The sequence below is a fragment of the Leifsonia sp. ZF2019 genome (assembly GCF_019924635.1).
In the GTDB taxonomy this organism is placed as follows: Bacteria; Actinomycetota; Actinomycetes; order Actinomycetales; family Microbacteriaceae; genus Leifsonia.
Genome location: NZ_CP065037.1, coordinates 1,964,805 through 1,976,445, shown reverse-complemented (window position 1 = coordinate 1,976,445; position 11,641 = coordinate 1,964,805). Strand labels below are relative to the sequence as shown.

Genomic DNA, 11,641 nt, shown 5'->3' with positions numbered 1-11,641 from the left:
GCGGACGAGGGCCCCTCCCTCTACGTTGGAACCATGATTCAACTCGACCGCCTCACGAAGAGGTTCGGCCCCAAGACGGCCGTCGACGGCATCACCGCCACCGTCCAGCCCGGCAAGGTCACCGGCTTCCTCGGGCCGAACGGCGCGGGCAAGTCGACGACCATGCGCATGATCATGGGCCTCGACCGCCCGACCTCGGGAGGTGCGACCGTCAACGGCAAACGCTACGCCGAGCTGAGTTCGCCGCTCACCGAGGTCGGCGCCCTGCTCGACGCCAAGGCCGTGCACACCGGCCGCACCGCCTACGGACACCTGCTCGCGATGGCGGCCACCCACGGCATCCCGAAGCGCCGCGTCCACGAGGTCATCGGGCTCACCGGGCTCGACTCCGTCGCGGGCAAGCGCGTCGGCGGGTTCTCGCTCGGCATGGGCCAGCGGCTCGGCATCGCCGCCGCCATGCTCGGCGACCCCGCCACCCTCATCCTGGACGAGCCGGTCAACGGCCTCGACCCGGAGGGCGTGCTCTGGGTGCGGCAGTTCGCCCGTCACCTGGCCGCACAGGGCCGGACCGTCTTCCTCTCCTCGCACCTGATGAGCGAGATGGCCCAGACCGCCGACCACATCATCGTGCTCGGCCGCGGGCGCATCCTGGCCGACGCCCCCGTCGACCAGATCCTCGCCGGCGCCACCCGCAACGCCGTGCGGGTGCGCACGCCGCAGGTCGACGAGCTCGCCCGCGCGATCTCCTCCGCCGACGTCACCGTGACCGGCGTGGAGAACCAGCTCATCGAAGTCACCGGACTCACGGCCGCCCAGGTCGGCGAGGCCGCCGCCCGCTCCGGCGTGGTGCTCCACGAGCTCACGCCGCTGAGCGCTTCGCTCGAGGAGGCCTACCTCGAGCTCACCCACGACGAGGTCGAATACCGCACGGAGGTCGAGAAGTGACCACGACAGCCCCCGCCCGCCCGCACGAGCACTCGACGCTCGGCCGGCTCAGCTTCCCGCGCGTCGTCCGCTCCGAGTGGATCAAGCTGCGCACCCTGCGTTCCACGTTCTGGACGCTCGCGAGCGTCATCGTGCTCGTCATCGGCATCGCCGCCCTCGTCGCGACGGCGATCCCGGAGAAGTCGGTCCTGTTCGGCGAGGTGCCGCAGTCCCAGCGTGCCGGGATCGAGGCCCAGGCGGCGCAGTTCGCCACCAGCGCCTCGACGGCCGGACTGACGTTCGCCGCCCTCGTGATCGCCGTCCTCGGCGTGCTGGTCATCAGCGGGGAGTTCTCCACCGGGATGATCCGTTCGTCGTTCGCCGCCGTGCCGCGCCGCTTCCCGGTCTTCCTGGCGAAGGCCCTGGTCCTGTTCGGCGTCTCCTTCGTCGTCGGGCTGGTCTCCTCGGCGGCCTCCTGGGCGGTCGCGCTGCCCATCCTGAACGGCAAGGGCTACCCCGGCGACCTGCTCGCCTCCGACACGCTCTGGGCGATCGTCGGCGCCGGCGCCTACCTCGGGCTGGTCGCGGTCTTCGCCCTGGGCGTGGGCGCCATCCTCAAGTCGACCGCCGGCGGCATCGCTGCGGCCCTCGGCGTGCTGCTGGTGCTGCCGATCATCGCCAACCTCGTCTCGAGCCTGACCAAGACCCAGTGGGTGCAGGATGCCGGGCACTACCTCCTGAGCAGCGCGGGAACCGGACTCGCCGGGGTGACCAACGGGACGCTCGAGCCGTGGGCGAACATCCTCACGGCGATCGCCTGGGCCGTGGTCTCGTTCGTCGTGGGCGCCCTCCTGCTCCAGCGACGGGACGCATGACCCCGTCCCTCCCCGCGGCGGATCCGGCCCCGGGCGCTCTGGAACTCCCCAGACCGCCCGGGGTCATCCGCCGCTTCCTGGCGGATCATCCGCTCCTCGTCGACACGGCGGTCGTCACCGTCTACTTCGTCCCGTCCATCCTGCTGACCGTCGTCACCCTGATCATGACGCCGTCCGTCGCCGGAGCGATCGAGGTCGCCCTCGTGATCGCCGCCGGCGGCTCGCTCTACGTCAGGCGGCAGCACCCACGGGTGGTCTTCGCGGTCGCCATGGCGGTGCTCGTCGTCAGCACCCTGCTCGGCCACCTCGTGGACTTCGTCCCCGCGCTGTTCGCCCTCTATGCCCTCGCGGTCTACCGCTCCACGTCCTCCGCCTGGATCGGCTTCGCGATCACCGCGGGCGCGTCGCTCGGCTCGCTCGGAATCACCCAGCTGCTCCGCCGCACGGGTGTCTACGCGGCCCAGCCGGAGGACCCGACGAGCACCGGGTTCACGGTCCTCGCGTTCTCGCTGGTCGCCGTGCTGATCGGCAACAACATCGGCGGCCGCCGCCGCTACCTGACGGCCCTCATCGACCGTGCCCGCCAGCTGGCTCGGGAACGCGACCAGCAAGCGGTCATCGCGGCGTCCGCCGAGCGCAGCCGCATCGCGCGCGAGATGCACGACATCGTGTCGCACAGCCTCACGGTCATGATCACTCTCTCGGAGGGATCGGCCCGCCTCGCTCAGACCGCACCGGACCGCTCCGCGGAGACCATGCGGATGGTCGCGGAGACGGGGCGGACCGCGCTCGGAGACATGCGCCGCCTGCTGGGCGTCCTGCGCTCCGACGAACTCGAGGGCGCCGCCCACCAGCCCCAGCCGGGCGTCGGCGACCTCGGCGAGCTCGTGGAGCGGTTCCGCGCCGCCGGCATGTCCGTGCGCATCACCATCACCGGCGAGCCGCCCGCCGACATCGGCCAACAGCTCACCGTCTACCGGGTGGTGCAGGAGGGCCTCACCAACGCCCTCCGGTACGGTCCGCTGGCCGACACCGTCGAGGTGACCATCCGCTTCCGCCCGGAGCGCATCGCGATCACCGTCGAGGACGACGCCGCCGTGCACACCGACGCCGTCGAGGGCTCCGGTCGCGGCCTGATCGGGCTGCGCGAGCGCGTCGCGCTGTACGGCGGCACGCTCGACGCCGGCCCCAAGAACCCCGCGGGCTGGCGACTGCACGCCGAGTTCGACGCCATCCGGCCGGCCGCCACCACCGACGCCCCCGCCACCGCAACCGACCTCGAGGAGAAACCGTGACCGACCCGCTCCCCCTCCGCATCCTGCTCGTCGACGACCAGTCGCTCGTGCGCCTGGGCTTCCGCATGGTGCTCGACGCGGAGGACGACTTCCGGGTCGTCGGAGAGGCCGCCGACGGCGCCGAGGCCGTGCGGCTCGCGGTCGAGACGCGCCCCGACGTGATCCTGATGGACGTGCGCATGCCGGCGATGGACGGGATCGAGGCGACCAGGCGCATCGTCGCCGCCAACCCCGACGCGCGCATCATCATCCTCACCACGTTCGACCTCGACGAGTACGCGTTCGGCGGGCTCCGAGCGGGCGCGAGCGGGTTCCTGCTGAAGGATGCCCGCCCCGCCGAGCTGATCGCGGCGATCCGCGCGGTCGCGGCCGGAGATGCCGCCGTCACCGGCCGGGTGACGCGGTCGATGCTCGAGCTGTTCGCCGACCGCCTCCCGGCGTCGGCGACGGACACGGCGGCGGGAGTCGACGTGACGGCGGCCCTGACCCCGCGCGAGCGGGAGATCCTGCTCGCGATGGCGGACGGCCTCACCAACGGCGAGATCGGCGCGAAGTTCTTCCTCACCGAGTCGACCGTTAAGACCCATGTGGGGCGCGTGCTCGCCAAACTGCACCTGCGCGACCGGGTGCACGCGGTGATCTTCGCCTACGACAACGGCCTCGTCGAGCGCTGAACCCAGGCCGCGCCAAGGCGAGGCTCGGTAGGCTCTGACACGTATGGGAATCATGAAGACCGACTTCTGGGTCGACCTGGGCGGCTGGGCCGTCGCGGCCGGGTGGAAAGTGCTCACGGCCGCCCTGATCATCGCGGGCGCCTTCGTCCTGAGCTGGTTGCTGCGAGTGCTCATCCGCCGCGTCGTCAAGCAGATCGTCAGCGGGGTGAAGAAGGGCCAGAACGTCACCGACACGCAGGCGCTCGTCGCGTCCCCCTTGGCGGCGGTCCGTGTCGTGCAGCGCACCCGCACCCTCGGCTCCGTGCTCAGCAACATCGTCAACGTCACCGTCGGCGTGATCGCGATCATCCTGGTACTCAACGTGTTCGCGTCCGAGGTGCTGGGCTCGTTCGCCCTCCTCACCGCCGCGATCGGCGCCGGCCTCGGTTTCGGCGCGCAGAACATCGTCAAAGACGTGCTGAACGGCCTCTTCATGGTCATGGAGGACCAGCTCGGCGTCGGCGACGTCGTCGACCTGGGCTCGGCGACGGGAGTCGTGGAGGCGGTCGGCATCCGGATCACGCAGGTGCGGGACGTGAACGGCACGCTCTGGTTCGTCCGCAACGGCGAGATCGTGCGCGTCGGCAACATGTCGCAGGGCTGGTCGCGGGTCATCATCGACCTCGCCGTGCCGTACGACACCGACATCGAGGCCGTGCAGGAGAAGATGCTCGCCACCGCGACGGCGCTCGCGACGAACCCCAAGTGGCGTTCGCGCATCCTCGAAAAACCCGAGCTGTGGGGTCTGGAGTCGATCTCGGCCGACGCCATCGTCATCCGCATCGTGCTGAAGACGCGCACGACCGCCAAGGACGACGTCTCGCGCGAGTTGCGTGCGCAGCTCAAGCACGCGCTCGACGAGATGGGCGTGACGCTGCCGTCGCTCTCGGCCGTCGTGCTGAGCGGGTTCGACAGCGCCGGCAGTGTGAGCGGAGCGAAGCCCCCGCGCACCCGGCCCGTGCAGACCCTCCCGGAGAAGCCGCTCACCGGCCGCAAAGCGCGGGCCGCCGCGAAGCGCGCAGCGGCGAACCCGAACGCGATCCGCATCACGCCGGGCGCGTCTGCGGCGACGATACCGCGCACGCCGACGCAGCCGCACGCCGAGAAGGCCGCGCCGGCCGAGAAGCCCGTCTCGAAGCCGAAGACCGGGCCTGCCCCGAAAGCGACACCCCCCGAGAAGCCCGCACCGAGCACCTCCCCCCAGCCTCCCACCGAGCCTCCCGCGGAGTGACATGACGAGCATCCCCGTCGGACCGCCCTCCGGTCCGTCCTTCTACGAGCAGGTGGGCGGCCATGAGACCTTCCGCCGCCTCGTGGACGCCTTCTACCGCGGCGTCGCCGACGACCCGGTGCTGAAGCCGATGTACCCCGAGGAAGACCTCGGTCCGGCCGCGGAACGGCTCACCCTGTTCCTCGAGCAGTACTGGGGCGGCCCCGGCACCTACAGCCAAGAGCGCGGCCACCCGCGGCTGCGTATGCGGCACCTGCCGTTCCGGGTCAACCCCGACGCGCGCGACCGCTGGCTCACCCACATGCGCACGGCCGTCGACGAGCTGGACCTCCCGCCGCTGCAGGAGGAGACGCTCTGGAGCTACCTGGAGCGGGCCGCGTTCGCTATGGTCAACACATTCGAGGAGTAGCCCTCGATCCCGACGTGCCGAAGGAGACACGCCTTGACGAACGAACCCGATGCCCTCGTCGTGGGAGCCGGTCTGGCCGGTCTCGTCGCCGCCGGTGAGCTGCTCGACGCCGGGAAGCGGGTGACGATCGTCGACCAGGAGCCACCGGCCTCCCTCGGCGGACAGGCGTGGTGGTCGTTCGGCGGCCTCTTCCTGATCGACTCGCCCGAGCAGCGGCGGATGGGCGTGCACGACTCGCTGGCCCTCGCGCGGCAGGACTGGTTCGGCTCGGCCGGATTCGACCGCGACGAGGACCACTGGCCGAAGCGCTGGGCCGAGGCGTACCTGCAGTTCGCCGCGGGTGAGAAACGCGCCTGGCTGCACGAGAAGGGCGTCCGCTTCTTCCCGATCGTCGGGTGGGCGGAGCGCGGCAGCGGCGCAGCCGGCGGACACGGCAACTCCGTCCCCCGGTTCCACATCACCTGGGGAACCGGGCCGGGCGTCGTCGACCCGTTCGTGAAGCGCGTGCAGGCGGGCGTCGCCTCGGGTCGAGCGCGGCTCCTGCACCGGCACCGCGTCGATGAGCTCATCGTCGAGGATGGGCGGGTGACCGGCGTGCGCGGCGCGGTCCTTGAGCCCGACACGGCCGCGCGGGGTGCCGCGAGCAACCGCGACGTGGCGGGGGAGTTCGAACTCCGCGCGCCCGCCGTCATCGTCGCCAGTGGCGGCATCGGCGGCAATCACGACCTGGTGCGGGCCGCCTGGCCGGAGCGCCTGGGCCCTCCCCCGGAGGTGATGCTGTCGGGCGTGCCGGCGCACGTCGACGGCCGCATGCTCGGCATCGCGGAGGCGGCCGGTGCACACCTCATCAACGGCGACCGGATGTGGCACTACACCGAGGGCATCCAGAACTGGGACCCGGTGTGGCAGCGACACGGCATCCGCATCCTCCCCGGTCCGTCGTCCCTCTGGCTCGACGCGCGCGGCGACCGGCTGCCCGCTCCCCTGTTCCCCGGCTTCGACACGCTCGGGACGCTGGAGCACCTGCGCAGGATCGGCTCGGACTACAGCTGGTTCGTCCTCACCCAGAAGATCATCGAGAAGGAGTTCGCGCTCTCGGGCAGCGAGCAGAACCCCGATCTGACCGGCAAGGACCTCCGCCTGCTCGCTTCGCGTGTCGGGCCAGGGGCACCCGGTCCGATCGAGGCCTTCAAAGAGAAGGGTGCCGACTTCGTCGTCGCCGACACCCTCGACGAGCTGCTCGTGGGGATGCGACGGCTGAGCGACGTGCCGCTCGACACCGGGCTGGTGACGCGGCACGTGCAGGAGCGCGACCGTGAACTGGACAACGACTTCGGCAAGGATCTGCAGCTCGCGGCGATCCGATCCGCCCGTGCCTACCGCGGCGACAAGCTCATCCGCGTGGCGAGCCCGCACCGGCTGCAGGATCCGAAGGCCGGCCCCCTGATCGCGGTGAAGCTGCACATTCTGACCCGGAAGAGCCTGGGCGGGATCGAGACGGACCTCGACGCACGAGTGCTGGGGGCCGACGGAGAGCCGGTGCCCGGCCTGTACGCGGCGGGCGAGGCCAGCGGTTTCGGCGGTGGCGGGGTGCACGGCTACCGCGCGCTGGAGGGGACCTTCCTCGGCGGCTGCCTCTTCTCGGGGCGGACGGCCGGGCGGGCGGCGGCACGGGCGGTCTGAGCGACCGGACCGCGGGCCGCGCCGGTCACATCCGCAGCGACCAGGCCTGCCGGCGGATCAGCGTGTGGCCGCGCTCGGTCGTCAGGCGCGTCCAGGTGCCGGTCTCGAGCACCGACACCGGCTCCGCAGCGTCGAGGAAGCCCAGGCTCTCCGCCGCGAACGCCGCCCCGGCCGGCACGTACTCGAGGCCGTCGATGGGGCGCCCCCACACCTCGGCGCGCACCCGCTGCACCAACTGCTCCCCGGTTCCGGTCGGCACAGCGTCCGCCACCTCGGCGATCCCCGCCTTCGCGGTCGCCTCCAGGAGCTCGTAGCTCGCCTCCCCGACGGGCCGCCAGCCGCCGCGCGGCGGCGAGATTCCCGCCCAGGTGACGGTCGAGACCTCGAGCGGGAGCCGCAACTCGATCGGCCCCACCGCTTCGCCGTCGGATCCGGCGGCCTCCCGCGCCCGCGCGAGCCGGTCGAGCAGCGAGCGGATCGGGACGACGGCGTCGAACTCCACGTCGTCCCCGGTCGCGAACGTCCGGAGTCCCAGCACGGTCGGCGTCTGATCGAGCAGCCCCCGCGGATACAGGATGGCGGTGTAGACCGCCAGCACGCCCGATCCTGCGATCAGGCGCACGGAGCCCTCCTCCACACGGGCCGCCCTCGACAGATAGGTCTGGAGGTCGGCGACGGCGAGGCTGTCAACGAGGGAAAACGACTGGTTCATCGGACCTCTAAACTACTAGAGACATCGGACGGAGACACTGTGAGCGAGCCCCTGGCATCCCTTCTGACGGCACTCGATCTCACCGACACCGGCGCCCGCACCAGCGAGGACATCTTCACGGGCCCGTCGCAGTGGATGCCGCTGGGCCGCGTCTTCGGCGGCCAGGTGCTCGCCCAGTCGATCGTCGCGGCCACCCGCACCGTCGCCGACGACCGCAGCATCCACTCGATGCACGGCTACTTCCTCCGGCCGGGAGACGTGAACCTGCCCATCACCTTCTCCGTCGACCGCATCCACGACGGCCGCTCGTTCTCCACGCGCCGCACGCAGGCGTATCAGAACGGCCTCCCGATCCTCTCGATGATCGCGTCGTTCCAGGACGAGGACGAGGGGCTCGAGCACCAGGTGCCGATGCCCCAGGGGCTGCCGGAGCCCGAGTCGCTCCCGTCGTCGGCGGACAGCCTGGAGGACGTCCAGCATCCCGTCGCGCAGTACTGGGCGAGCCAGCGCCCGTTCGACATGCGCCACGTGACGTCGCCGGTCTATCTGAGCGTCGAGGGCGAGCACGTCGCACACCAAGCGGTCTGGTTCCGCACGATCGGCGACCTCCCCGACGACCCGTCGTTGCACCGGGCGGCGCTCGCCTACGCGAGCGACTACACGATCATGGAGTCGATCATGCGCCGCCACGGCGTCGCCTGGGCGACCCCCGGGCTCAAGGCCGCCAGCCTCGACCACGCGATGTGGTGGCACCGCCCTGCACGGGTCGACGAGTGGCTGCTCTACGTGCAGGAGTCCCCCAGCGCGAGCGGCGGCCGCGGTCTCGCCCTCGGCCGCATCTTCAGCCGCGACGGGCGCCTGGTGGCGAGCGTCGCGCAGGAGGCGATGCTGCGCGTCCCCGACGGCCGGGGCTGAACGCGCGGCCGATCAGCCGAAGGTGCTGCGCAGGAGCACCGTTCCGTCGCCGGCGGCGCGGATGTCGATGGCCGCGATGTCGGCCAGGGCGACACTCGTCGTCGCGGTCGGGACGACGGTCGTCCCCTCCTGGGCCGTCCAGGTGGACACCTGCGTCTGCCGTCCCTCCCGATCGGTCACGACCATCGCGTACGTCCAGGAGCGCGTGCCGTGGCCGCCACCCACGTCCGCATAGCTGCAGCGCGAGTCGATACGGGTCCCCCACGGCTCGGAGGTCAGGCGCAGGTCGGCGCTCAGCGCGCTCGGCTCGACCTGCTCCATCGCGATCGGCTTCGCCTCGGGAGCGGAGGTGCCGATCACGGACGGCAGCACGACGGAGAGCACCCCCACCAGCAGGACCGCGGCCGCGGCCGCCACCCCGGCGGTGAGCCAGCGCGTGCGCAGCCGCTGGCGCCGGGCTCGCTTCACCAGGAGCGGCAGCACCTCTGCACCGACTCCGCCCGGCTCAGGCGCGTCGGCGGACAGCGCCGCCATCCCCTGCTCACGCGGCAGCAGTCCGAGGAGTCCGGGAACACCGGCGAGCTCGGCCACGGCGGCAGAACAGCTGTCGCACGCCCGCAGGTGCTCCTCGAAGGCCCTCCGGTCCGCCGGCGACAGCGCGCCCAGGACGTAGGACGCGTCCCACGTCGCGAACTCGTCGTGCGTCGTCATCGCTCCGTCACCCCTCTCTCCTGCAACGCGAGCCGGAGCGCTCGCAGACCGTAGTGGAGGCGCGATTTGACGGTTCCCTCCGGCACCTCCAGCTCGCGCGCGATCTCGGCGATCGATCTGCCGCCGTAGTAGGCGTGGACGATCACCGACCGGTGCTCGGCGGAGAGCTCCGCCAGGGCGTCGGACACGAGCCACGCGTCCAGCACCGCATCGGCCTCATCGGAGGCCGTCGCCCTCTCGGGCAGGACGTCCGTGCCGATCTCGTGCTGGTCGTGCGCGCTGCGCTTCGTGTCGATCACCAGATTGCGCGCCACCGTGAACAGCCAGGCGCGGGCCGAGTGCTGCGATTGGTCGAGCACTGCCGGCCGTCTCCACGCGCGCAGCAGGGTCTCCTGCACGACGTCGTCGGCGAGGGCGCGATCGCCGGTGAGGTGCACGACGTAGCGCCACACGGCCTGCGAGTGCTGTTCGTGCAGTTCCCGCAGCAGACGCGCGTCGTCGTTGGGCATGCCCACCTCCGCTCCTGGTCACGTGATACACGATGCGGACACTCGGAAAGTTCATCGGAATCCGGCGCAGGATGAACCGAACGAGGCGCTCCTCCGTGCATACGGTGAGGAAGACGCTACGCCGACCGAGAGGATCCTGTCATGACCGACTCCACCCCGCTCACCCGTCGCACCCTCGTCCAGCTCGGCGGGGCAACCGCCGCCGGGGCCGGGACCCTGCTGCTCGCCGCCTGCACCTCCGCCGGGGCGGGCGGGTCGGGAGGCACGGGCGGAACGGGCGGCTCGGGCGGGTCGGGAGGCTCCACCACGGTCGCGCTCTCGTCCATCCCGGTCGGCGGAGCGGTCTCCGCGTCGATCGGCTCGGCACCCGTCGTGGTCGCGCAACCCACCGCCGGCACCGTCGTCGCCTTCAGCGCGGTCTGCACGCACCAGGGCTGCACCGTCGCGCCGCAGGGCAAGGAGTTCGACTGCCCGTGCCACGGTTCGACGTTCGACGCCGCGACGGGCGACGTGATCAACGGGCCGGCGCGCGACCCCCTCCCCAAGCTCACGGCGACCGTGAGCGGCGACACGGTCACGGTGACGAACTAGCGGGCCGGGAGGCGAGCCGTTCATGGAGGTCAACGGTCTCCCGCTCCACGTGCTGCTGGTGCACGTCGTGGTCGTGCTCGTGCCGCTGACGGCCCTGTGCGCGCTGGTGGTGCCGCTCTGGCCCGCCGCACGCCGCCGGCTCGGGATCGTGACGCCCCTGCTCGCACTGGCCAACGTCGTGCTCGTGCCGATCGTGACGGACGCGGGCGAGTGGCTGGAGGCGCGGGTGCCGTCCACCCCGCTGATCCGGGAGCACGCCGCGCTCGGTCAGACGCTGTACCCGTGGGTGATCGCCCTGTTCGTGTTCAGCGCGCTGCAGTGGGCGTGGTTCTTCTTCGTCGATCGGCCCGGCCGTGAGCGGCGGCCGTCGCGCACGGTGCGCATCGTCGTCGTGGTCGCGCTGGCGGTCGTCGCGGCGGTGCTGGCCGCGGGCACCGTCGTCGACGTCGTTCTCATCGGCGAAGCCGGCTCGCGGGCGATCTGGGAGAACTCGTTCTCCCCGACGCCGCTGCCGACAGCGCCGACACCGACACCGTCGCCCTGAGCCCGCGGCGACCGGGCGTCGAGACGAGTGGGATGCTCAGCCGCGCTTGGCGAACTGCACCGGCTCGTCCAGGTAGGGCTCCCAGGCCGCGCGCTCGGTGTCGCTGATGCGCCGCGGGCGCTGGCTCACGGCGTCCACCAGCACGATCGTCGTCGCCGCCCGCGAGAACAGCGTGCGCGGCTCCATGCCTTCCGGCGACCACACCTCGTAGCAGACCTCGAGACTCGCGCCGCCCAGGCGGCCGATCCAGAGCTGCACGTCGACCGGCGGCCGCAGGTACGGGATGGGCGCGAGGTACTCGATCTCCTGACGGGCGATCAGGGTGAGCGTGTCGGCGCCGGGTCGCCCGTCGAGGACGGCGGTCGACCCTCCGACCGCCGCCTCGGCGTCGTCCGTGACCCAGAACGCCTCGATGCGCGCCTCTTCGAGGAGGCGCAGCATCTCGGCGTTGTTGACGTGCCCGTACGCATCCAGGTCGCTCCAGCGGAGCTTGATCGGCACGTGCAGTCGCATGGGTCTCCTCCGGTCG

At 71.7% G+C, this 11,641-nt stretch carries 14 protein-coding genes; 10 read left to right on the top strand and 4 right to left on the bottom strand.

The features are described from left to right. Positions 1 to 33: 33 nt before the first annotated feature. The 7 genes from IT072_RS09770 to IT072_RS09740 are packed head-to-tail and all read left to right on the top strand — an operon-like array spanning position 34 to position 7,130. Complete coding sequence (locus IT072_RS09770; protein WP_223360760.1) at positions 34 to 945, top strand: ATP-binding cassette domain-containing protein; 912 nt, start codon at positions 34 to 36, stop codon at positions 943 to 945. Further along, a complete protein-coding gene (locus tag IT072_RS09765) occupies positions 942 to 1,799 on the top strand; it encodes an ABC transporter permease subunit (protein WP_223360759.1) in 858 nt (285 codons plus the stop codon). Before IT072_RS09770 ends, IT072_RS09765 begins: the two co-directional genes overlap by 4 nt. After that, positions 1,796 to 3,094, top strand: coding sequence for a sensor histidine kinase (locus IT072_RS09760; RefSeq protein WP_223360758.1), 1,299 nt, complete (start codon positions 1,796 to 1,798; stop codon positions 3,092 to 3,094). Before IT072_RS09765 ends, IT072_RS09760 begins: the two co-directional genes overlap by 4 nt. Next, on the top strand, positions 3,091 to 3,768 hold the full coding sequence (locus tag IT072_RS09755; RefSeq protein WP_223360757.1) for a response regulator: 678 nt from the start codon (positions 3,091 to 3,093) through the stop codon (positions 3,766 to 3,768). The genes IT072_RS09760 and IT072_RS09755 overlap by 4 nt, the downstream gene beginning before the upstream one ends. Before the next feature lie 43 nt (positions 3,769 to 3,811). After that, positions 3,812 to 5,038: a mechanosensitive ion channel domain-containing protein gene (locus tag IT072_RS09750; RefSeq protein ID WP_223360756.1), complete on the top strand. Its 1,227-nt coding sequence runs from the start codon at positions 3,812 to 3,814 to the stop codon at positions 5,036 to 5,038. 1 nt (position 5,039) lies between these two features. Then, a complete protein-coding gene (locus tag IT072_RS09745) occupies positions 5,040 to 5,447 on the top strand; it encodes a globin (RefSeq protein WP_223360755.1) in 408 nt (135 codons plus the stop codon). A 33-nt stretch (positions 5,448 to 5,480) separates the two neighbouring features. Continuing rightward, positions 5,481 to 7,130, top strand: a complete 1,650-nt coding sequence (locus tag IT072_RS09740) for an FAD-binding dehydrogenase (RefSeq protein ID WP_223360754.1) — start codon at positions 5,481 to 5,483, stop codon at positions 7,128 to 7,130. Between the two features lie 25 nt (positions 7,131 to 7,155). Here the strand turns inward: IT072_RS09740 and IT072_RS09735 are convergent, their stop codons facing one another. Then, positions 7,156 to 7,842: a hypothetical protein gene (locus IT072_RS09735; RefSeq protein WP_223360753.1), complete on the bottom strand. Its 687-nt coding sequence runs from the start codon at positions 7,840 to 7,842 to the stop codon at positions 7,156 to 7,158. A gap of 39 nt (positions 7,843 to 7,881) precedes the next feature. Between IT072_RS09735 and IT072_RS09730 the strand changes: the two genes are divergently transcribed. After that, complete coding sequence (locus tag IT072_RS09730) at positions 7,882 to 8,757, top strand: acyl-CoA thioesterase (RefSeq protein WP_223360752.1); 876 nt, start codon at positions 7,882 to 7,884, stop codon at positions 8,755 to 8,757. Between the two features lie 12 nt (positions 8,758 to 8,769). Here the strand turns inward: IT072_RS09730 and IT072_RS09725 are convergent, their stop codons facing one another. Both IT072_RS09725 and IT072_RS09720 read right to left on the bottom strand, forming a co-directional pair. After that, entirely contained in the window at positions 8,770 to 9,468 is a 699-nt protein-coding gene (locus IT072_RS09725) for an anti-sigma factor family protein (protein ID WP_223360751.1), read from the bottom strand. Next, positions 9,465 to 9,977 carry a sigma-70 family RNA polymerase sigma factor gene (locus IT072_RS09720; RefSeq protein ID WP_223360750.1) on the bottom strand — a complete coding sequence of 171 codons (513 nt, stop codon included), beginning with the start codon at positions 9,975 to 9,977 and terminating at the stop codon, positions 9,465 to 9,467. Before IT072_RS09720 ends, IT072_RS09725 begins: the two co-directional genes overlap by 4 nt. Positions 9,978 to 10,118: 141 nt before the next feature. Between IT072_RS09720 and IT072_RS09715 the strand changes: the two genes are divergently transcribed. Continuing rightward, entirely contained in the window at positions 10,119 to 10,568 is a 450-nt protein-coding gene (locus tag IT072_RS09715; protein ID WP_223360749.1) for a QcrA and Rieske domain-containing protein, read from the top strand. 22 nt (positions 10,569 to 10,590) lie between these two features. Then, complete coding sequence (locus IT072_RS09710) at positions 10,591 to 11,112, top strand: DUF2231 domain-containing protein (protein ID WP_223360748.1); 522 nt, start codon at positions 10,591 to 10,593, stop codon at positions 11,110 to 11,112. A 36-nt stretch (positions 11,113 to 11,148) separates the two neighbouring features. On the opposite strand, the gene IT072_RS09705 is transcribed toward IT072_RS09710, so the two are convergent. Then, positions 11,149 to 11,625 (bottom strand): acyl-CoA thioesterase, encoded by a 477-nt coding sequence (locus IT072_RS09705; RefSeq protein WP_223360747.1) that lies wholly within the window; start codon positions 11,623 to 11,625, stop codon positions 11,149 to 11,151. Positions 11,626 to 11,641: the final 16 nt, after the last annotated feature.

Bases quoted from the DNA above. Each gene is read 5' to 3' on its own strand.
- IT072_RS09770 (WP_223360760.1), top strand. From the start codon at position 34: ATGATTCAACTCGACCGCCTCACGAAGAGGTTCGGCCCCAAGACGGCC.
- IT072_RS09760 (WP_223360758.1), top strand. From the start codon at position 1,796: ATGACCCCGTCCCTCCCCGCGGCGGATCCGGCCCCGGGCGCTCTGGAA.
- IT072_RS09750 (WP_223360756.1), top strand. From the start codon at position 3,812: ATGGGAATCATGAAGACCGACTTCTGGGTCGACCTGGGCGGCTGGGCC.
- IT072_RS09745 (WP_223360755.1), top strand. From the start codon at position 5,040: ATGACGAGCATCCCCGTCGGACCGCCCTCCGGTCCGTCCTTCTACGAG.
- IT072_RS09735 (WP_223360753.1), bottom strand. From the start codon at position 7,842: ATGAACCAGTCGTTTTCCCTCGTTGACAGCCTCGCCGTCGCCGACCTC.
- IT072_RS09725 (WP_223360751.1), bottom strand. From the start codon at position 9,468: ATGACGACGCACGACGAGTTCGCGACGTGGGACGCGTCCTACGTCCTG.
- IT072_RS09720 (WP_223360750.1), bottom strand. From the start codon at position 9,977: ATGCCCAACGACGACGCGCGTCTGCTGCGGGAACTGCACGAACAGCAC.
- IT072_RS09715 (WP_223360749.1), top strand. From the start codon at position 10,119: ATGACCGACTCCACCCCGCTCACCCGTCGCACCCTCGTCCAGCTCGGC.
- IT072_RS09710 (WP_223360748.1), top strand. From the start codon at position 10,591: ATGGAGGTCAACGGTCTCCCGCTCCACGTGCTGCTGGTGCACGTCGTG.
- IT072_RS09705 (WP_223360747.1), bottom strand. From the start codon at position 11,625: ATGCGACTGCACGTGCCGATCAAGCTCCGCTGGAGCGACCTGGATGCG.